We start from the raw sequence: 20,354 nt of genomic DNA on the forward strand, positions 1-20,354 counted from the left end.
TCTTTTTAAATATTATCGTGTACCGGCATGCAGGGTGCAACCCGGGCAATACCTGTCCGTTCCGCTATCCGGTCCGGGATAGCAGGCAACATGCGTACACGTTATTTTATTATGGATATTTTTTTTTCTGAAACCGGGTAAACAACAACCCCGACAGGAAGATCGTCAGCGTGCCTACCACAATGATCATATTTGCGTGCAGCGTACTTTTTATATAATGATACGGTTCCGGTATCCAGGCCGAAAGGGTCATCCACAGGATTACAACAATCCCCGTAATGGTAGCCAGCAGCGCCGCTGTATTTCCGGTTTGCTTACTAATAATACCTAAAAGAAACAGCCCCAGCATGCCGCCGGCAAAAATGCCGGAAAGCTGCCACCAGATATCCAGCACACTTTTAACACCGATCATCAACACGCCCGCAATCATGCCCAAAAGCCCAAACACTACGGTAGCAATGTGCAACAGCCGCAACCCTTGTTTTTCATTTACCACTTTTTTAAAATACCGTTTATAAATATCTTCTGCAAATACCGTGGCAGAAGCATTCATACCGGAACTAATGGTACTCATTCCGGCGGATAAAATCGCGGAGATGATGAGCCCCACCAGTCCCGCCGGGATCATAGTTACCATAAAATGCGGCATCACCTTATCGCCATAATCACCCGGAACCAGTTGCGCCGCTGTTGCAGCGATCTGTGCCGCCGGAGCTCCCTGCCCGATCCGTTCCGCTGCCACCTGTAATTTCACCGCATGCAGCAATTCGGGGTTGAGCTGGTAATACGCGTACAAACAGGTACCGATCACAAAGAAAAGCAGCGAAGCTGGAATATAGATCCAAACGCAAAGCCAGATCGACCGGGCCGCCTCTTTTTTAGAACTGGCTGTATGATAACGTTGCACATAGTTCTGATCCATTCCAAAATTGTTCAGGTTGATAAAAAAGCCGTACAATAAAACCACCAGGAAACCCGAGCTGGTAAAATCGAGATTGAGCCGCCCGAGGCCGAATTTGTTTTCGGCTTTCCCGATCTTTATAATTGTATCCAGGCCACCGTTTACATTTGAAATAACCAGGTATACAATCAGGATGGCGCCCAGGGTTTTCAGAACGCCCTGTACCACCTCTGTCCAGATCACGGCTTCAATGCCACCCATTACCGTATAAAGAATGATACAGGCGCCGGTAACCAACATGATCATCTGCATCGGAAACCCGGTAAGGGCCTGGAGGGTGAGCGACAAACCAAAAAATATGGAACCCATCCGCGCGATTTGTGTTAATAGAAAACATACAACGGCGTAAGTGCGGGCCCAGGGGCCAAAGCGCTTTTCGAGGTTGGTATATGCAGACACCTCCCCTACATTCCTGTAAAACGGAACAAAATATTTTGCAGCCACCCAGGCTGCCAGGGGCATGGAAAGACTGAACGCAAAAGCATTCCAGTTGCTGCCAAAGGCTTTACCCGGCACTCCCAGGAACGTATTACTGCTTAAAAACGTGGCATAGATGGAAAGACCTACGGCCCAGCCCGGAATCCGGCCGGAAGCGGTGGTAAACTGATCTGCGCTTTTATTTTTTCTTGAAAACAGGTACCCCACCAGCACCATGGCTACCAGGTAAATCAGGATCACACTTAAATCAATCAAAGGCAATGTTTTCATCTGCAAAATTTATCAATCATTAGAAGCGTTCCGTTCTATATGTAAAAATATTACGGTGCATACTGCAGGCAATTTAAATATTTATCCTTTTTTTATACGATTCTATCCTGAAACGGATTTTGAAAGCAAAAATAGCCGTTGGTTTACCGGAATGGGAAGAAAACCGGCTTAGTTGGGTATTGGATGGGCGCTTAAACGGATGTATCCAAAGGCTTTTATTTGTTACCAATCAAAAACTCAGCAGAGCGAAAGAAAAATGATTTTTTGCTACAAAAGCGAATGCTATTATTCCCTTTATAGAATGCGCTTCAGATAAAGGGGCACCGTCACATTTCACGATACAGGATATCCAGCGGCTATCTCCAGACCGTCTTAATATTTACAAACTCCTTAATACCAAAACTCCCCAGCTCACGCCCATAGCCCGATTGATGAATACCTCCAAAAGGCACACGCGGGTCCGACTTCACAAAGGTATTTACAAAACAGGCGCCTGCCTGCAACTGCTCACGCGCAATACGCTCGCCTTTCTTAATATCCTTTGTAAATACCGCAGCCCCCAGACCAAAACGGGTATCATTTGCAATTTCAATAGCATGTGCTTCATTCCGCGCTGTGATCACACAGGCAACCGGACCAAACAATTCCTCTTCGTAACCGCTCATTCCTTTTTGGATGCCGGTGAGGATGGTAGGCGCATAGAATGCATGCTTCCCTTTAAACGCCGGAATATTGCCACCTAAGATACAGGAAGCGCCAGCGGCAATATTTTCCTGCACCTGCCGGTGCAGCGCATCCCGGAGATCGGCACGGGACATAGGGCCAAGTTCTGTTTGGGCATCCAGCGGATCGCCCAGTTTTTTATGGCGCATCTTTTCCAAAAAAAGCCGGATAAATGCCTGCTCCACTTTTTTCACCACAATGAATCGCTTTGCCGCGATACAGCTTTGCCCGTTATTGATCAGCCGGCTTTGGGCACAAACCGTTGCCGCCAGCTCCAGGTCCGCATCTTCCAGGATGATATACGGATCACTGCCCCCCAGCTCCAATACAGTTTTCTTTATTTGCCGGCCGGCCTGTGCAGCCACCTGGCTTCCCGCTTCGGTACTTCCCGTTAGGGTAACGGCTTTTACCAACGGATGATCAATGACAGCATTTACCGCCTTACTGCCCACCAGCAGGGTTTGAAATACCCCGCGCGGAAAACCAGCCTTCAGCAGCAGGGCTTCTATGGAAAGGGCACATCCCGGTACATTGGAGGCATGCTTTAGCAGCCCCGTATTACCCGCCATCAGCGCCGGTGCAATAAAGCGAAAACATTGCCAGTAAGGAAAATTCCAGGGCATCACGGCTAACACCAGGCCAATGGGCTGAAAAGTAACAAAACTGTTCCGGGCATCGGTTTTTACCTTTTCATCTTTTAAAAAAGCAGCTCCGTTCCGGGCGTAATAGGTACATACCGCCGCACATTTTTCTATTTCGGCGATGCCATCCTTTAAGGGCTTTCCCATTTCCGTTGCCATTAATATTGCCAGGTCATTCTTTTGCCGTTCCAATACGGCTGCCGTTTTCAACAGCAAACCGGCACGTTGCTCAAAAGACGTATGGCGCCATTTCAGCCATGCCTTATAACCCGCTTCAATTTTTTCCACGGTTGCTTTTACGGTATCCTCTTTATATTTTTTAACCAGCTTTCCATTTAATGGGTTGATCGATTGTATTGCCATAATATTATTTTTAGATGTGCCGGCCATCCTCATATTTTCGCTTTTGATGACCATGACCTGATCAGCGATCTTCCCTAAAGGTAATTCATTTGCGGGTTAGCAAGCCGGACTCCATCAGGTAGGGTGCCATTCAAGTTTTCGCATTCGGCTTACTGTTTTATTTGAACCACATAGGAACAGCAGCGCACATAAATGAAGCCACATAGATATGTTATGTGAAAACACTATGCAGCCTACTATTTGGTTCAAATCCAGCCGAAAATTTGAATGGCATCAAATTCCTTCGCAGCGCCGATTTTTTTCAGGACGCATCATCTCTAACAGGTAACCGCCAAATCGGGATATGTCCGTTAATTTAAAAGATCCTTTAACGGGAGCTTCGTAAAATAAATATTGGTTTTCCCTTTATGTGAAGAATAGTAGCTTACCCAAAGTTCTTTGTCTTTTATCAGCATCCCGGGATAGCTGCAATCGCCGCCACTCTCCAATACCTGTGTTTTAAGCAGCCGGCCATTGAGGTCGGTAACCAGTACACCGGTTTTGGCACCGCCGGGTAAATACAGCCGGGTGCCGATGATCAGTTTTTTCTGGTCAGGAGTAAACATAAAATCGGGGCCACCCAGCCGGTAATCCAGCTTCTGGTAATGAAACGCGGTAAAAGGCGCCGTGCCGGTAGCCAGTACTCCTAGCTTATCTTCCTGCTCCCTGCGGATAAGGATATACATTTTCCCTTTTTGATCAAACCGGATGGTTGACTCATTGGGCATCCCATCCACCGCCAGGTCGACAATCTTTGTAAAGGTTTTTCCATCGGTTGTTTTAACCAGTGTGGCAGCCCCGCCCGTACCGTAATCGATCCCATACCCCGTTCCCCTGTACCAGGTAAGCCGCCAGATCCAGTTATGACCGCTGTTTTCAAGCACGGCCTTTTCCGGTTCGGTAAATTTCATACCGGCTCCCATAAACGCTACATGCGGATACATCCCCAACAGGCGTGATGGCCTTGTAGTGGTGTCGTATACGGAGCCACCCATCAGGCAAAGCATGCGCCCATCCGGCATTACAGAGATCTTCTGATCCCGGAGGTCGATACCATCTTTCCGGATCAGCGCAAACGGTTCCCAGGTGCTGCCATCTTTCGTACGGAGGATGCGGCCTACCCCATTGGAACCGGGTACATGTCCCGATCCTTCCCGGAAACTGCAATACACATACCCTTTATAGGCAATCAGGTCGGTAAACGCATTGTGCGGCGCGCCGCTCCAGATTTCCGTACCGGGCAATACGGAAGACGGAATTGCAGTTGGGAACTGTGCCGGGCAAACTCGGGCCAAAAGCAGCACGAAAGCAAGTGCAGGCAATCTTTTCATTTGTTTTATTTTAATGTCCGATCAATGATCCAAAATCGTCTAACATCATACAGGAGCAGGAGCAACTTTTTTACGCTTCCGGAGGATCTAAGGATATGCCTTACTGTTTAAATGATTCCCGTACCGGTTCGCCATCAATCAATACTTCAAAGTCGTCAAACCAGGCCTTACCGGTTCCGCTCATTTTACATCCAAATACAACGGACTGTACATTTCCGGAAATGGGAAGCTCGATGGAATATTGTTTCCAGTCGGAGTTTCCCTGGGCACTTTGATCATCACTGTTCTTATCGGCAATAATGGAACCGATGCCGTTGAGCTGCATCCAAATGCTGGCCGTTCCGTTTGCAAGCCCTTCGGTTTTGATAAAACCCGTAATCCGGATGGTCTTTTTTCCGCTAACCATCTGTTGCGCCAGGATGGTATTGCATAAACCATTCCCCCGTTCAGCCGGGGCTTCCGGCTTTGGCGTAATCAATATCGATCCCACCCCCGAATGGCCCGTTAAACTGGGAAGGATCTGGTACTGGCCCTTTGTATTCTGGGGAACCCAGCTAATCAGTTTGCCACCAACATCAAACCACTCAAATCCGTAATTCCGGATCACTTTTTGTGACCAGCCGTTCAGGGCAAACGCTGAGCAAAACATAACGGTTAATAGTTTTTTCATGATCATAAGAAGTTTTATTTTTTAGTCAATACAGCCTCATCGTTAAACCCAGGGCAACATCAAATTACTGGTATCTTATGGCAGCCGTCAGGCTAAAATAATGAATATATGACATACATATTACATCTGCACATTTTCAGGGCATTTCCATTCCCGCAGCCGGCCCATCCGGGAGGCTTCATAACCCCCTCATTCCGAACGATATAATTTAGTTCACCTAAAGATGTATTTTTTTGATGCTGCTTTTGTATCTTCGCCGCTATGCCTTTCCGGATAAATAAAAAATCCAGGTGGGTATTAACTTTTAATGAATTATAGAATCTTTTTCTGAAAAGAAAAATAAAATGAAGTTTAATGGATCCTTTAATAATTGTTTACATCATCGGTGGCCTTATACTGGGCATTATCGCCGGTAAATTGATCTTTGCAAAAAATACCCAGCAGAAAATTGAAGAAGCGGAATTACATTCTAAAAACATCCTCAAAGAAGCAGAACTAAAGGCAGAAACGATCCGGAAGGAAAAAGAGCTGGAAGCCAAAGAACGTTTTGTTTCCCTGAAGGCCACGCATGAAAAAGAAGTAAACGAGCGCAACCGGAAACTGTCTGAATCAGAAAACCGCATCAAACAGAAAGAACAGTCGCTCAGCCAGAAAGAAACCAATGTTGAAAAGCAGATCAAGGAAAACGATGCCATTAAAGAGAACCTGAACCGCCAGATAGAGGTGGTGAATAAAAAACGGACCGAACTGGAAAAGCACCAGGAAGAGCATATCCGCCGCCTGGAAAAAATTGCCGGACTGTCTGCTGAAGAGGCCAAAAGCCAGTTGGTGGAAAGTCTGAAGAACGAAGCGCAGACCCAGGCGATCGGCATCCAGCAGGAAATCATCGACGAAGCAAAACAAAAGGCCAATAAAGAGGCCCGGAAAATTATTATACAAACCATCCAGCGTACCGCTGCCGAACAGGCGATTGAAAACTCGATCACTGTTTTCAACCTGGAAAGTGATGAGGTAAAGGGGCAGATCATTGGTCGTGAAGGACGTAATATACGGGCGCTGGAAGCCGCTACCGGTGTGGATCTGATTGTAGATGACACTCCGGAAGCCATCCTGCTTTCCTGTTTTGATCCGCTGCGCCGTGAGATCGCCCGCCTGAGCCTGCAGCGCCTGGTTACCGACGGACGGATTCACCCTGCCCGTATTGAAGAAGTAGTAGAAAAAACCCGCAAACAGATCGAAGAACAGGTGATGGAAATTGGTGAACGTACCGTCATCGACCTGGGTATTCATGGTTTGCATAAAGAACTGGTGCGGATGGTAGGCCGTATGCGCTACCGTTCTTCTTACGGGCAAAACCTGCTGATGCACAGCCGGGAAACAGCCAATCTTTGTGCCATCATGGCTTCTGAGCTGGGCCTCAATCCCAAGCTGGCCAAGCGTGCGGGGCTGTTACATGATATTGGAAAAGTACCGGATGAAGAATCTGAACTGAGCCACGCACTGCTGGGAGCAAAACTGGCAGAAAAATATGGAGAAAATCCTGCCGTGGTAAACGCTATTGCCGCCCACCACGATGAGGTTGAAATGCAATATGTGATCTCTCCCATCGTACAGGCCTGTGATGCCATCAGTGGTGCACGTCCCGGGGCACGCAGGGAGATTATGCAGCAATACCTGCAGCGGATCAAAGACCTGGAAAACCTGGCAACCAGCTACCCGGGCGTGGAAAAAGCCTATGCCATCCAGGCGGGTCGGGAACTGCGGGTGATTGTAGAATCGGACAAAGTTTCGGACCAGGACAGTGACAAACTTTCTTTTGAAATTGCCCAGAAGATCCAAACGGAAATGACCTTCCCCGGCCAGATTAAGGTAACGGTGATCCGCGAAAAAAGAGCGGTGAACGTAGCGCGCTAAATAAGGTATCAACAATACGACAACCGTCTCAGCCTTCTGAGGCGGTTTTTTTACGCGTCAACGATCGGCTGAAGACCAGTCGTTGGGATCATTTATTTCATGGGTGATCGTAACAAATATATTTTTTGCCCGCCCGCCGACGGTTGCCTCCCGGTCGTAATAGATCCATTCCGACAGTACATCCACTGCAATCGCCCGGCAATGTTTGATCGACTGGCCGTCCCGTTGTTCCCGGTGCTGCAACAGCAGTACCTGCCAGATCAGGCAATCCTGAAAAGAATCATGAAACAGGAGCGCTTCTACGCTTTTTGTTTTGTATCCTTTGGTCTCCGCATACCGGGTGGCCTGTCTTATAGCCTCCACCCTCCCATTTAAAACCGCAACCGCATAAGCTCCGTTTCTCGGCAACCCGTATTTCAGTACCTGGCCATATCCATCAAAATTCAATTCGAAGCCATACTGTTCTCGGCTGTTTTGGGGGCTTACATAAATGTAATGCAGGTTATACCGTGGAATTGGGGTATAGCGGATGGCCTCATCCTCCGCCAGGCAACAGGCATCAGGATCATACAGCGTTGCGATGTTGAACACCGCATCCACGCTGTGTTCTTCCAGTGAGGTCTGTATAATTTTTGTTGCCCGGATTTGTATCTCAACAGGCAGTTGCTCAAACTCTGTAATAATTTTCGGAGAGACCTGTTTGGATCGTTTGGTTTTCATTCATTAAATGTAGCATAAAACCAGTTAGGCCCTTAAACAATTCATGTTATTGAACATTACCTTCGGCAGCATCAATGATTTTTCACAGTTCATTGTACTAATCAATCGTTAAAGGGCATTGCGGATAATTGTATTCACGTTATTTTCATCCCCTTATTCAAAATTGACTTTTAACCTTCAAAAAACTGAATTTATGAAGACAAAACTACTCACGGTAGCCTTGCTCACATGCACGTATTTTTATTCGAACGCCCAGGTTGAAAAAGGGTCTGCACTTATTGGTGGAAGTGTTTCATTTACCAATGTAAAAAATGATACAACCGGCAAAACAAGCGGCAGTTCCGCTTTTTTAAAAGTAGGCCGGGCTTTTTCAGACAACGTAGTATGGGGCGTTTTTGGCATTTTTGGATCCGGTACCAATAAGTCTTTTTCTAATCCTACAGCAACCAAAATACACACGTACGGAGGTGGTATCTTTAACCGGTTATACAAACCGCTGGGAAAAGGGTTCAATCTTTATGGAGAAACCGGCCTGGCCTATGCGCATACATCCGGATCGGGTTTTATTGGCCGGCAGCCGGCAGTAGACCAGGTGGCCCTTGGATTCGCGCCCGGAATTTCCTACAAAGTATTTGACTGGGCACACCTGGAATTATCGCTACCCAACCTGGTTTCGGCAAACTATCAAAAGGCCCGGACGGAAGTCGCCGGCGTACAATCCAATACCAGCAATTTCGGTGTAAGCACCAGTTTGAAAGGAAGTACCGCCGATTTACTGGGCCTTGGCTTTACCGTACTCTTTTAAGACACTACCACATCAAAACAGCTGCTCATCACAACAATCTCCTTTTTACAAGGTGTTTCATCTCTAAAAATCAATCATGAAAAAAGAACTATTTGCAACCCTCGCATTTACATTTTGTTTCCTTATCCATATTCATGCTCAAACAGGCAGCGGTTCAACCCTCATTGGAGGCGGCCTGTCTTCTAATAACAGTCAGTTCAATGCTGACGATCATTCGAAATCCGGAAACCTCCAGTTGAAAATCGGGCATGCGTTTACGCCAAACATCCTTTGGGGAGTACAGGGCGGCTACCTGTTCGGAGATAAGATCAACGCTGCAAATCCAGGATATTCCGGCTTTTCTGTAGGCATTTTTAACCGTTTGTATAAACCGCTGAGCCATACCTTTTATCTGTTTGGCGAATCTGCACTGGGCTATTCCCGCTCAAAGAACCGGATCAACGCCGATAACCAGGTAAAATATACACAGGATGCCGCAAGCCTGGGCTTTACCCCCGGATTGTCTTACAGTGTGCTGGACTGGGCGCGTATTGAGCTGATGCTGCCCAATATTTTTTCGGTGAATTATACCCAAAACCAGGCGGCAAATGACAAAAGCGAAAAGAGTTTTGCAGCGCGCACCAGTCTTGGCGGTGAGGCGCTTAAAACACTGGGACTGGGCTTCAGTGTTGTTTTTTAAACCGCCTTACTGCGGTTAACTTAATCTGCCTTTTCCATAACCTTACCCTACCTTTGCTCCTGATTTATGAAGGAGCAAAGGTTTATTCGTTTACTGATACTGGGTTTATTATCCGCTATCGGCCCGTTTTCCATCGACATGTATCTCCCGGGTTTCCCGGATATTGCAAAAGACCTGCATACCAATGTGAGCAATGTATCGCTTACCCTTTCCGGTTTCTTCATCGGTATTTCGATCGGGCAGCTGCTTTATGGTCCGTTGCTGGATAAGTTCGGGCGCAAAAAGCCCCTGTACCTGGGGATGGTCTTATATATATTAGCATCCTTTGGCTGTGCAATGGCCACGTCCATTGAAATGCTGATCGCCCTGCGTTTTTTCCAGGCCATCGGCGGTTGTGTTGGCATGGTAGCCTCCCGGGCCATTGTACGGGATCTGTTCGACGTAAACGAGAACGCTAAAATTTTTTCCCTGCTGATGCTGGTGGTAGGGGTATCGCCCATAATAGCACCCACTGCCGGGGGCTACCTGGCCGCAGCATTTGGCTGGCAGGCTATTTTTATGGTGCTGGGCATCATTGGTACGGTGATCCTTACGATGGTAATATTCCTGTTACCGGAATCGAAAAAGCCCGACCCGGATTATTCCCTGTATCCCCGGTCTATCCTTGGCAAGTTTGGAATGGTTTTCCGGGAGCGGCAGTTTGTGACCTATGCCTTTGCCGGATCCTTTACCGCAGCCGGCCTTTACGCTTATATCGCCGGTTCGCCCCATGTATTTATGGAACTCTTCGGCGTTAGTGAAAAAGTATATGGCTGGATCTTTACCATTGTAGCGGCAGGACTGGTAACGGCCACGCAGATCAATGCCCGCATCCTCCGGAAATACCCCAGTGCATACATCATTCCCAGGGCCATCAGCTTTCAGACCCTGGCAGGGATCCTGTTGCTGACCGGGTTTGCGCTGCACTGGTGGGGATTGTACAGCAGCATTGTACTTTGCTGCATCTTCCTGGCCTGCCAGGGTTTTACCTTTCCCAATGCGTCTGCCCTGGCCATTGCCCCTTTTGATCAGAATGCCGGCAGTGCTTCTGCCCTCCTGGGCTGTATCCAGATGGCCGTGGGCGCTTTGAGCACCGTAATGGTAAGCGTATTTCATAATGCAACGGCGGTGCCGATGGGCGGAATTATGGCCTTTTGCGCCTTTACAGCGCTCTGCATCCTGCTTTTTGGCAGACGGGCGATCCGGAAACGAAAAGAATCAATTGAATCCCAGACAGTTGATATGCTCCGGCGTTTATAAACAGCGGCAACAGCAATTCCTGTTCTTTTTTTTGGAAAATATTAATTTCCTTGCTACCTTTGCATCCCGATAATTAAAATCGGGACTAAAAATTTTGAGTTATGAGCAGCGCTATAGACTTTGTACACGAACAATTGACGCCCAAAAAGACCTTCCCCGCTTTTAAAGCAGGCGATAACATTACCGTTAATTACAAAATTATTGAGGGTAACAAAGAGCGTATCCAGTCTTTTAAAGGAGACGTTATTAAAAAACAGGGTAATGGAAGCACTGCTACTTTTACTGTTCGGAAGATCTCTGACGGTATCGGAGTAGAACGATTGTTCCCCTTTACTTCTCCCAACATTGAATCCATTGTTTTAAACAAAGTTGGCCAGGTGCGCCGTGCAAAACTGTTCTATCAAAGAGAGCGTTTTGGTAAAAGCGCCCGTATCCGCGAAAAGCGTATGGCTGTGGCTGATGTTAAGAAAGCTGCAAAAGCTTAATACCAGCTTCTATCATATTTTAAGAATCCCGCCTTCGCGGGATTTTTTGTGCCTGTATACGACTGCTGAAATGGTTCCTCCGCCCGGCACAGCCCTTTGTCCGTTTACACCGGATTCGCTCCTTCGATAAAAAATATCAAAATTATCCGGTCAATTTTAGAACAATTGTATTTTTTTGGCGTAATAATCTTTGTAATCTTCAATCTAATATTTAATCGTTCAGATTACGATACAAAGCGTATATTTGAACACTAATTTTTACAGATCATGGCAAATTTTCAATTATTGGGTGCTTTGGGAACCAACGAGATCATTATCATTATGGTTATTGTGCTGTTGTTATTCGGAGGCCGTAAAATTCCTGAATTGATGAGAGGTTTGGGTAAAGGGGTTCGTGAATTTAACGACGCAAAAGATAACGTAAAAAGGGAGATCGAAGAAAGCGCCAATACGATGTCTTCTGAGCCGAAGAGACCTTCCACTACTCAGGAATAAGACCCTTTTTTTAATATTTTCTATCTGACTACAAAAGCGATTTTCTTTTGCAGGACTTTATTTCTATTGCCCGGTACCAAACACAACTGCAAAATGGTGAAACCACCTGCAAGGCCGCAGTTGAGGCTTACCTGAAAAAGATTGAAGAAAGCACACATCTCAATGCGTTTATTGAGGTATATGCTGCTGAGGCGCTGCAGCGCGCGTCCGAACTAGACCTGCTGCCCGCACCCCAGGGAAAACTGCATGGAGTTGTAGTGGCCATCAAAGATGTTATCTGCCATAAAGGGCATGCGGTTACGGCTGCATCCCGGATACTGGAGGGCTTTACCTCCGTGTTCTCCGCTACGGCAGTGGAACGGCTTTTAGCTGAAGGCGCCATCATCATCGGAAGGGTAAACTGCGATGAGTTTGCCATGGGCTCCACCAACGAAAATTCTACTTACGGAAAAGTATTAAATGCCGCGGACGAAAGCCGTATCCCCGGTGGTTCATCGGGCGGATCCGCCGTAGCTGTGCAGGCCGGGCTCTGCATGGTATCATTGGGAAGCGATACGGGCGGTTCCGTACGGCAGCCAGCCGATTTCTGCGGCATCATCGGGCTCAAACCCACGTATGGCCGTGTATCGCGCTATGGGCTGATCGCCTATGCTTCTTCCTTTGACCAGATCGGGGTCTTTGCCAAAACCATTCCCGATACCGCACTGGTACTGGAAGTGATCGCCGGCGCTGACGCCTATGACAGTACCGTATCTCAGCAACCGGTTCCCGCTTATTCCCAACAGCTCGAAAAAGACCGCCGGTACAAAATTGCCTATTTTCCCGAAGCCCTGGAACATGAAAGCCTGGACCCCGAGATCGGCAATGCCATCAAAGACCGGTTGCAGCAATGGGAAGCCGAAGGGCATACGGTAGCCCCGGTACATTTCGATTTGCTGGATTATATTGTGCCTACCTATTACGTGCTCACCACAGCCGAGGCATCTTCCAACCTTTCGCGGTTTGATGGTGTAAAATACGGGTACCGTTCAGCAGCCGGCAATCATGTTGAGCTGGACGATTTTTATAAAAAGAACCGTTCCGAAGGATTTGGAAAGGAAGTAAAAAGAAGGATCCTTCTGGGCAACTTCGTTTTAAGTTCCGGTTATTATGATGCTTATTTTACCCAGGCACAAAAAGTACGACGTATTTTAACAAATAATTTGCAGCTGATTTTCAAGGAGTTCGATTTCATTTGTTTGCCCACCTCCCCCTCTGTAGCCTTTAAGATCGGTGAAAAATCGAAGGACCCGATTGCTATGTATATTGCTGATATCTATACCGTTATGGCCAATCTTGCAGGAGTTCCGGCCATTTCCCTTCCTATGTTTACTCATCCAACCCACCAGATGCCTTTCGGCGTCCAGTTAATGGCAGCTCCCTTTAATGAACTATCTTTGCTGTCTTTTAGCAACAATAATTTAGCTTCATAATCGTTATTTTAAAGCTTACACTCCAGACTGCGTTTTTTATAAAAGTTCAATTATTAAAACACGACAGAAAAATAATGAGCAGGAATAAGTTAACTGTTTTCATTGGCAGTTCATTCATGTCACTCTGTGCCATTACGTCGGCACATGCCCAGTTGAGCCCGGTAAAGGAAACAGCGGCCGTGCCCGCAGCCCCCGCTGAGCAACTGGTAAAGGCTGACCTGAAAGCCGGGTTTAAAGACCTGTTTGAAAATACGGATCTGAAAGCAACGAGCTTCAGGGGCATTAAAACGGAACACCTCAACCCCAAAGCCATCAGCTTTGTGAAAGAATATATCGACCGGAATGCACGGGAACTGAACGAACTGAAGACCTGGGCACGCCCCTATTTTGATATGATGGACGATGTGCTGTCGCAAAGCGGGATTCCCAAGGAACTAAAGTACCTGGCGGTGATTGAATCGCATTTACGGGCCAACCTGGTGTCCTGGGCCGGAGCCGTGGGGCCCTGGCAGTTTATGCCGGAAACGGCACGGGGATTGGGACTGAATGTTTCCCGTGGCCGGGATGAGCGGACCGACTACCTGAAAAGCACAAAGGCCGCCAGCAAATACCTGAATTATCTCTTTAATATTTATAAAGACTGGCTGCTGGTTGTTGCCGCATATAACTGTGGTCCGGGCCGTGTAAACTCCGCTATTAATAAAGCCGGAAGCAACGATTTCTGGGATCTTCAGTACTATCTCCCGGCAGAAAGCAGGAACCATGTAAAGAAGTTTATTGCCACGCACTATATAATGGAAGGCCAGGGCGGTGTAGCCACCGTTTCCAGAGACCAGGCGCTGGCAATGATGAAAACAGTGAAGGATGAAGTAACCCAGCAAAATGTAAAAGTGCAAACCATCAGCGGACGTTATAATGCCGCTGCTATTGCCAAATACCTGGAAATGTCCCTGGCTGATTTTAATAAGCTGAACCCCAGCCTCGATAAGGTACTGGCCTCCAACAGTACGTACCAGTTAAAGCTGCCTGAAGAGAAAGTGGACCTGTTCCTGGAAAAGAAAAATGAGATGCTGAATGAATCCATCCAGATGCTGATCAACCCGGAGTACCGGAATTAAGAGCTGAGATTTGTAATTCAATGCCATTTTCCTATGCAATTTTTATGGTTGCCCACAGATACGCTGATTGCGCCTGCGGCACTTTTCTGCGACATTATTGCGGTTAAAACTGATACAAAATCTGCGCAACCTGTCACGCCCCGGGCGTGATCTGCGGCTTTAAGGAAATGACATTGATTTGTAATTGAGATTGAAGATTGTATTCCCGATATATTCCACAGGCTTGCCCCTGTGGATTTTTTTTGCTCGTAAATAATGCCCGGGTACCGGTATTTTGTTTTACCGCAGAACTTGTTTAATTTTAAAAAGATCCTTTCAACATCCGCTTATGATAACCGGCGATGCAACTGCTCCCTGTTGTCAAAAGGCGCATAAGGAATCAACATCTAAAAAATAAAATTTTTCATGCTTATGAAACAACTGTTTCTGCTTCTGACAACTATCTGTAGCACGACCCTTGTTTTCTCCCAGGCCCGGTTAATGGAAAAAGTGGCGGCCAGCGACAATGATGTGGTAATTCCGTTTAGCCGCTATCAGCTGCCCAACGGACTTACGCTGATTGTTCATGAAGACCACAGTGATCCACTGGTACATGTAGATGTAACCTATCACGTAGGATCGGCACGGGAAGAGATTGGAAAATCGGGCTTTGCCCATTTTTTTGAACATATGATGTTCCAGGGTTCGGACAACGTGGCCGATGAACAGCACTTTAAAATCATTACCGAAGCCGGCGGAACGCTGAATGGCACTACCAACCGGGACCGGACCAATTATTTTGAAACTGTTCCAAAAAATCAGCTGGAAAAAATGCTATGGCTGGAGGCCGACCGGATGGGCTTTTTGCTGGATGCCGTTACCCAGCAGAAGTTTGAAGTGCAACGCGCCACTGTTAAAAATGAAAGAGGTCAGAACTACGACAACCAGCCATACGGTCTTGTTTTTGAAAACTCCAGTAAGAATCTTTATCCATACGGACATCCTTATTCCTGGCTTACGATCGGGTATATCGATGACCTCAACCGGGGCAATGTAAACGATCTTAAAAATTTCTTTTTACGCTGGTATGGTCCTAACAACGCGGTGCTTACTGTTGGTGGCGATGTACATACGGAAGACGTTGTAAAGCTGGTGGAAAAATATTTCGGCAGCATTCCTGCCGGTCCGGCTGTTAAAAACATGGGGGCAATGGTGCCCGTTCTGGATAAGGACCGGTATGTTACCATGGTAGATCAATACGCCAAGTTGCCGCGTTTGCAGATCGTATATCCGGCTCCTGAAATGTATACAAAAGACGAAGCGGCACTCGACTGCCTGGCTGAAATCATCGGTCAGGGTAATAATTCGCTGCTTTATCAGAAGCTGGTAAAAACCCAACAGGCACTAAGCGCCAGTGCTTACAATATGGGATCGGAACTGTCGAGTGAATTCACCATCGGCCTCACTCCCGCAAAAGGCAAATCACTAAAAGATATGGATGAAGCCGTACGCCAGGTATTTTCGGATTTTGAGCAGCGGGGCGTAACCCAGGCTGACATTGACAAATTCAAATCGGGGATCGAGTCTCAGACCATTTATGGACTGGAATCTGTAAGCGGGAAGGTATCCCGCCTGGCGGCATTTTATACATTTACGGGCAATGCCAATTTTATTACAAAATACCTGGAGAACTACCGCTCTATTACTCCGGAAGCGGTTATGAATGCTTACAATAAATACATCAAAGGAAAGGGCGCCGTACGGCTAAGTGTGGCAACCAAAGACGCCCCTGAAAATATTGCCGGAGATTCAAAATACGAAGTTGACAAAAGCGGCTACACGGCCCCGGACTATGGTTATGCCGGGCTTACCTATACCAAGGCCAAAGACAATTTCGACCGCAGTAAAATGCCGCCTGCAGGCAATAACCTGGCTGTAACTGCACCTGAATTCTGGAAAGAGAAAAAGAATGGCATCCAGTATATCGGAAGCCTGCTTAAAGAACTGCCGGTGGTCAATATTATGATCGGTATCAAGGGTGGAAAGCTGGCCGAACCAGCAGAGAAGAGCGGACTGGCGGCATTGTTCGCCTCCATGATGAATGAAGACACGAAGACCCGTACGGCGGAAGATTTCAGCAAAGCACTGGATCTGCTGGGGAGTTCCATCTCCGTAAGCGCGGCCACCGACGCTACCAATATTGTAGTACGTTGCCTTGAAAAGAACCTGGACAAAACGCTGGCCCTGCTGGAAGAGCGCATCCTGCAGCCGAAGTTTACAGACGCGGCGTTTAACCGCATCAAGAACCAGTATACGGAAGGTTATAAGAACAATCTTACCAGGCCGGCAAGTGTAGCCTCTTCCGTTTATAATAAGTTGTTGTTTGGCAACAGCGCTTTCGGCAGAAACTTCTCCGGTACCGATCAAACGCTTGCCGGTATTACCCTGGCAGACATTGAAAATTTCTATGCCCGTTGTTTTTCTGCTGTGGATGCCGAAGTGATCGTGATTGGTGATTTGTCTAAACAGGAGATCCAGAACAAAACCGCATTCCTGGCAAAGCTTCCCAAAACAGCACCGGCTATAAAACAGCTGCCCGACTTTAACCCAGGCCCTGCAGCAAACGGTAAACCCATTCTTTATATCGTCGATTTTCCAAAGTCGGCCCAAACCGAATTCCGGATCGGGAACCGTACAGGTATGAAGTTTGACGGCACCGGCGACTATTATAAATCGGGGATCATGAATTATCCGCTGGGCGGCGTATTTAACAGCCGGCTCAATCTTTACCTGAGAGAGGATAAAGGATGGACCTATGGTGCAGGCTCTTATTTCAGCGGGAACAAATACATCGGTTCTTATACGTTCTATTCCGGTATTAAAGCCGCCGCCACGGATAGTGCGCTGCATGATGTACTCCGGATCATTACGGCATATCGCGATAAGGGTGCTTCACAGGAGGAGCTGGATTTTACCAAGAGCGCCAAATTGCAAAGCGAGGCCCGCAAGTATGAAACCGGTTATCAGAAAGCTTATTACCTGAGCGATATCCTGACGTATCAGCTACCCAACGATATTGCGGCAAAACAAACCGGCATTCTGAAAAATTTCAAACTGGAGGAACTCAACCGTCTTGCAAAAACAAAGCTCTCCGATCCCCGGAACCTGGTCATCCTGCTGGTAGGCGATCAAACCTTGCTGAGCGACCAAACAAAAGCGCAGTTCCAGGTGGTGCTTTTAGATAAGGAAGGCAATCCGGTTCAGCAGTAGGTTAATGCTTCGGCCGGAGGGAAAAGGCAACTGGTGGAACAAGGAAATTTCAATGAAAGTGGCGGCCCCTTTGGCTTCCTGGCCTACGGGGTTGCCGGGGTCCGCCTGTTCACACAACGCCCCACCGTTTTATAGCTCCATTAACAAAACGGCAAACGGCAATGCTTTATCTTAGACCTTAATAAATAACCCCACATGCTGGAGATCAGATCTATTACCAAATGGTATAACCGTCAGTTGATCCTCAACATTCCTGCACTCCGGCTTCCCAAAGGCATTTACTGGTTAAAAGGAGAAAACGGTTCCGGCAAAACCACTTTTTTAAAAATGACGGCAGCGCTGATTCCTTTTGAGGGAACCATTTCTGTCAGCGGCATTTCTCAAAAGACCGATCCCCTGCATTACCGCCAACGCATCAGCTGGGCGGAAGCAGAACCCCTGTACCCGGGATTTTTAACCGGTATGGAGCTCATCGCGCTTTACCGGCAGATCCGCAAATCATCTTCAGAAGAAACGGCCGCACTGGTGCGGCTGTTTGGCGCCGCTTCCTATATACATAACCAGGTAGCCACCTACTCGGCCGGTATGCTCAAAAAGCTTTCGTTGATCCTTGCATTTACCGGTGTTTCAAGACTGGACCTTCTGTTGCTGGATGAGCCCTTTATTACGCTGGATGCCCCGGCCTGTAACCAACTGGTACAATTACTGCTGGAGCAACAGCAGCAGGGTCGTTCGTTTATATTAAGCTCCCACCAGGATCCCGGTCCGGACCTGTTGCCCTTTTGCCAGGAGCTGATTGTTGAACATAAAACGATCCGTTATTGAGCCCCTTTTTCCGCATATTTTACCAATCCTTTGTAAAACCTTTTTACAGGGAAAATGCGGGCACTTTTGTATTTGTGTTTACCATGTTCTTCTTTGTAGTGGGCACGGTAGATGGTGCAGGCCTCTTTAAATATCATTATGGACTGATCAAAGCACTATTAAGTATCCCAGCCTTCCTGGTAGCGGCACTGCTGCTCTGGGGGCTTTATGCGCGCAAATGTGCCGTGTTTATTATCCAGTTGCTGCAACAGCCGCCCTACCGGTTCTTTTCTGTATTCCGGAACCTGTCCCAGTGGCGTCAGTATGCACTTTTTGCCATTACGGATTTCATCCTGTTGCTGCCGCTGACCTTCTACCTGGTATTGGTCATCACAGAAGGGATTTACCTGCACCGACCGGGGCCAACAATGACGGTAGTTGCGTTGCTGACCGCCTGCTGCACCCTGCTTCCGGTATGGCATGTATACGTATTGAATCATCCCGAAAAAAATGTGTTCCTAACAACAGGTCTTAAAAACCCCGCGACCAATCCTTCCCTTTTTTATTCGGGTATCCTCATCCGGTCGGCGCAGCAAACGCAAAAGCTTGCCTGGCTGGGCATTAAGTTGTATACCTGTGTGGTTTTGTACTTTACAACCGTTAACAACCAGCTGGGCCCGGATGATCTGCAACTCACCTTTCTGCTTTTTAGTTTTGGGATCCTGGCCAATGGTGTTTTTATTAACCGGCTCCGCAAATACGAGGATCAATACCTTTCTTTTTACAGGAGTCTTCCGCTGTCCGTTACAAAGCGGCTTATAACCTATGCCTTGTGTTGTTTTGTATTGGTAACTCCGGAGATCCTGCTGCTGTGCTTTCTTTCGCACCGGCACCTCAGTGCCTCTGCCGCCGTTTTTTTTGGATGTTATGCCTTTTCAACCGTCCTGTTGCTCCTCAGTATCAGTTTTGTAAAACAGCTGACCTTTAAACACCTGGTAGCGGTGTTGTTGCTGCTGTTCTTTACCGGGTACTTTATCATGATGGCTACCGGCATTGGATGGATCAGCCTGGCATTCTTTCCCGGTGCAGTGATCCTTTTTCTGACCCGGTATTATCGATCGGAAGCGATTGTGTCCTGAGCAGATACCCGCGCTGCATTTTACGGCCCCTCCGGCGTACATTATTATTATCCCAGAACAGCCTGGCGCCGCTTGATGCTACTGCGGAGAGAACAGGTACATTTGAAAACCGATTTCAATGCAGCGGTTAATGGACCAATACAATCTCGCTTATATAGGTGATTCCTTCTTCTGTGTAGATCTCTTTCATTTTAAGCCGGTTAGCTGAAAGCTCTACAATGGAATAGGTCGTTGCTTCCGCCCCCGTTCCAATAATAATACCGGCATTGTCATCGGTAAAAGTCCATTTATCTGTGGTGAGCTTAACATCCGGATCATTATCGCATAATGTTTTAGGATCCATAACCATATCCCCATTAGGCTTAAATATGGTTACATCATCTTTCTCACAGGTAGCCTGAGCGGCCTGAATCTTGCTTTCGTTTGCGTCATCAGACTCTGCGGAACCAACCGGCCTAACGGTCCAGGCATCCAGTTTCCATTCACCTGCAGTCAGCAGTGTTGCCGAGGGTTTCTCCGTTCTGTTATCTGTAACCGGTGTATCCTTCTTGCTGCAAGCCATCAATAACAGCGTCAGGAACAAAATCGTTGTAGAACGAAAAAAGCGTGCACAGTTACCGGCACGCCAAAGCAGCGTCGTTTGTAATTGTCTCATAATAAACCCATTGGGCGTCAATAATACAGTGTGGTTGCTAATGTAAAAGTAGTATGGGGTTATGCGCTTGTCAATACCTACAAG

At 47.4% G+C, this 20,354-nt stretch carries 17 protein-coding genes; 11 read left to right on the forward strand and 6 right to left on the reverse strand.

What is annotated here, in order from left to right; all coding sequences use genetic code 11:
* Positions 1-109 precede the first annotated feature (109 nt).
* The 4 genes from Q1V85_RS00330 to Q1V85_RS00345 form a co-directional block, all read right to left on the reverse strand.
* Entirely contained in the window at positions 110-1,669 is a 1,560-nt protein-coding gene (locus Q1V85_RS00330; protein ID WP_300596255.1) for a sodium:solute symporter, read from the reverse strand.
* A 356-nt stretch (positions 1,670-2,025) separates the two neighbouring features.
* Entirely contained in the window at positions 2,026-3,396 is a 1,371-nt protein-coding gene (locus Q1V85_RS00335) for an NAD-dependent succinate-semialdehyde dehydrogenase (RefSeq protein ID WP_300596257.1), read from the reverse strand.
* A 350-nt stretch (positions 3,397-3,746) separates the two neighbouring features.
* Positions 3,747-4,766 (reverse strand): hypothetical protein, encoded by a 1,020-nt coding sequence (locus tag Q1V85_RS00340; protein WP_300596259.1) that lies wholly within the window; start codon positions 4,764-4,766, stop codon positions 3,747-3,749.
* Positions 4,767-4,866: 100 nt separating this feature from the next.
* The gene (locus Q1V85_RS00345) at positions 4,867-5,436 is read right to left on the reverse strand and encodes a hypothetical protein (protein WP_300596261.1); all 570 of its coding nucleotides are present in this window, start codon (positions 5,434-5,436) and stop codon (positions 4,867-4,869) included.
* A gap of 354 nt (positions 5,437-5,790) precedes the next feature.
* Between Q1V85_RS00345 and rny the strand changes: the two genes are divergently transcribed.
* On the forward strand, positions 5,791-7,350 hold the full coding sequence (gene rny, locus Q1V85_RS00350) for a ribonuclease Y (RefSeq protein ID WP_300596263.1): 1,560 nt from the start codon (positions 5,791-5,793) through the stop codon (positions 7,348-7,350).
* Between the two features lie 57 nt (positions 7,351-7,407).
* On the opposite strand, the gene Q1V85_RS00355 is transcribed toward rny, so the two are convergent.
* Entirely contained in the window at positions 7,408-8,070 is a 663-nt protein-coding gene (locus tag Q1V85_RS00355) for a hypothetical protein (RefSeq protein ID WP_300596265.1), read from the reverse strand.
* A gap of 193 nt (positions 8,071-8,263) precedes the next feature.
* Here Q1V85_RS00355 and Q1V85_RS00360 point away from each other — a divergent pair, with 193 nt between their 5' ends.
* The 10 genes from Q1V85_RS00360 to Q1V85_RS00405 all read left to right on the forward strand — a co-directional run bounded on the left by Q1V85_RS00360 (position 8,264) and on the right by Q1V85_RS00405 (position 19,615).
* Positions 8,264-8,875 (forward strand): hypothetical protein, encoded by a 612-nt coding sequence (locus tag Q1V85_RS00360; RefSeq protein WP_300596267.1) that lies wholly within the window; start codon positions 8,264-8,266, stop codon positions 8,873-8,875.
* Between the two features lie 76 nt (positions 8,876-8,951).
* A complete protein-coding gene (locus Q1V85_RS00365) occupies positions 8,952-9,554 on the forward strand; it encodes an outer membrane beta-barrel protein (protein ID WP_300596269.1) in 603 nt (200 codons plus the stop codon).
* A gap of 66 nt (positions 9,555-9,620) precedes the next feature.
* The gene (locus Q1V85_RS00370) at positions 9,621-10,853 is read left to right on the forward strand and encodes a multidrug effflux MFS transporter (RefSeq protein ID WP_300596271.1); all 1,233 of its coding nucleotides are present in this window, start codon (positions 9,621-9,623) and stop codon (positions 10,851-10,853) included.
* 101 nt (positions 10,854-10,954) lie between these two features.
* Entirely contained in the window at positions 10,955-11,338 is a 384-nt protein-coding gene (gene rplS / locus Q1V85_RS00375; protein WP_231003981.1) for a 50S ribosomal protein L19, read from the forward strand.
* Between the two features lie 267 nt (positions 11,339-11,605).
* Positions 11,606-11,833 carry a twin-arginine translocase TatA/TatE family subunit gene (locus Q1V85_RS00380; protein ID WP_300596276.1) on the forward strand — a complete coding sequence of 76 codons (228 nt, stop codon included), beginning with the start codon at positions 11,606-11,608 and terminating at the stop codon, positions 11,831-11,833.
* A 47-nt stretch (positions 11,834-11,880) separates the two neighbouring features.
* Complete coding sequence (gene gatA / locus Q1V85_RS00385; protein ID WP_300596278.1) at positions 11,881-13,305, forward strand: Asp-tRNA(Asn)/Glu-tRNA(Gln) amidotransferase subunit GatA; 1,425 nt, start codon at positions 11,881-11,883, stop codon at positions 13,303-13,305.
* A 74-nt stretch (positions 13,306-13,379) separates the two neighbouring features.
* Positions 13,380-14,423, forward strand: a complete 1,044-nt coding sequence (locus Q1V85_RS00390; RefSeq protein ID WP_300596280.1) for a lytic transglycosylase domain-containing protein — start codon at positions 13,380-13,382, stop codon at positions 14,421-14,423.
* 411 nt (positions 14,424-14,834) lie between these two features.
* Positions 14,835-17,672 carry a pitrilysin family protein gene (locus Q1V85_RS00395; RefSeq protein ID WP_300596282.1) on the forward strand — a complete coding sequence of 946 codons (2,838 nt, stop codon included), beginning with the start codon at positions 14,835-14,837 and terminating at the stop codon, positions 17,670-17,672.
* A gap of 195 nt (positions 17,673-17,867) precedes the next feature.
* Positions 17,868-18,497, forward strand: a complete 630-nt coding sequence (locus tag Q1V85_RS00400; protein WP_300596284.1) for an ATP-binding cassette domain-containing protein — start codon at positions 17,868-17,870, stop codon at positions 18,495-18,497.
* The gene (locus tag Q1V85_RS00405; protein WP_300596285.1) at positions 18,494-19,615 is read left to right on the forward strand and encodes a hypothetical protein; all 1,122 of its coding nucleotides are present in this window, start codon (positions 18,494-18,496) and stop codon (positions 19,613-19,615) included. The genes Q1V85_RS00400 and Q1V85_RS00405 overlap by 4 nt, the downstream gene beginning before the upstream one ends.
* Before the next feature lie 127 nt (positions 19,616-19,742).
* On the opposite strand, the gene Q1V85_RS00410 is transcribed toward Q1V85_RS00405, so the two are convergent.
* Positions 19,743-20,270: a lipocalin family protein gene (locus Q1V85_RS00410; protein WP_300596287.1), complete on the reverse strand. Its 528-nt coding sequence runs from the start codon at positions 20,268-20,270 to the stop codon at positions 19,743-19,745.
* Positions 20,271-20,354: the final 84 nt, after the last annotated feature.

The sequence above is a fragment of the Niabella sp. genome (genome assembly GCF_030150205.1).
Taxonomy (GTDB): Bacteria; Bacteroidota; Bacteroidia; order Chitinophagales; family Chitinophagaceae; genus Niabella.

Bases quoted from the DNA above. Each gene is read 5' to 3' on its own strand.
- Q1V85_RS00365 (WP_300596269.1), top strand. From the start codon at position 8,952: ATGAAAAAAGAACTATTTGCAACCCTCGCATTTACATTTTGTTTCCTT.
- Q1V85_RS00340 (WP_300596259.1), bottom strand. From the start codon at position 4,766: ATGAAAAGATTGCCTGCACTTGCTTTCGTGCTGCTTTTGGCCCGAGTT.
- Q1V85_RS00380 (WP_300596276.1), top strand. From the start codon at position 11,606: ATGGCAAATTTTCAATTATTGGGTGCTTTGGGAACCAACGAGATCATT.
- Q1V85_RS00360 (WP_300596267.1), top strand. From the start codon at position 8,264: ATGAAGACAAAACTACTCACGGTAGCCTTGCTCACATGCACGTATTTT.
- Q1V85_RS00390 (WP_300596280.1), top strand. From the start codon at position 13,380: ATGAGCAGGAATAAGTTAACTGTTTTCATTGGCAGTTCATTCATGTCA.
- Q1V85_RS00330 (WP_300596255.1), bottom strand. From the start codon at position 1,669: ATGAAAACATTGCCTTTGATTGATTTAAGTGTGATCCTGATTTACCTG.
- Q1V85_RS00370 (WP_300596271.1), top strand. From the start codon at position 9,621: ATGAAGGAGCAAAGGTTTATTCGTTTACTGATACTGGGTTTATTATCC.
- rplS (WP_231003981.1), top strand. From the start codon at position 10,955: ATGAGCAGCGCTATAGACTTTGTACACGAACAATTGACGCCCAAAAAG.
- Q1V85_RS00335 (WP_300596257.1), bottom strand. From the start codon at position 3,396: ATGGCAATACAATCGATCAACCCATTAAATGGAAAGCTGGTTAAAAAA.
- Q1V85_RS00345 (WP_300596261.1), bottom strand. From the start codon at position 5,436: ATGAAAAAACTATTAACCGTTATGTTTTGCTCAGCGTTTGCCCTGAAC.
- Q1V85_RS00410 (WP_300596287.1), bottom strand. From the start codon at position 20,270: ATGAGACAATTACAAACGACGCTGCTTTGGCGTGCCGGTAACTGTGCA.
- Q1V85_RS00400 (WP_300596284.1), top strand. From the start codon at position 17,868: ATGCTGGAGATCAGATCTATTACCAAATGGTATAACCGTCAGTTGATC.
- rny (WP_300596263.1), top strand. From the start codon at position 5,791: ATGGATCCTTTAATAATTGTTTACATCATCGGTGGCCTTATACTGGGC.
- Q1V85_RS00395 (WP_300596282.1), top strand. From the start codon at position 14,835: ATGAAACAACTGTTTCTGCTTCTGACAACTATCTGTAGCACGACCCTT.
- Q1V85_RS00355 (WP_300596265.1), bottom strand. From the start codon at position 8,070: ATGAAAACCAAACGATCCAAACAGGTCTCTCCGAAAATTATTACAGAG.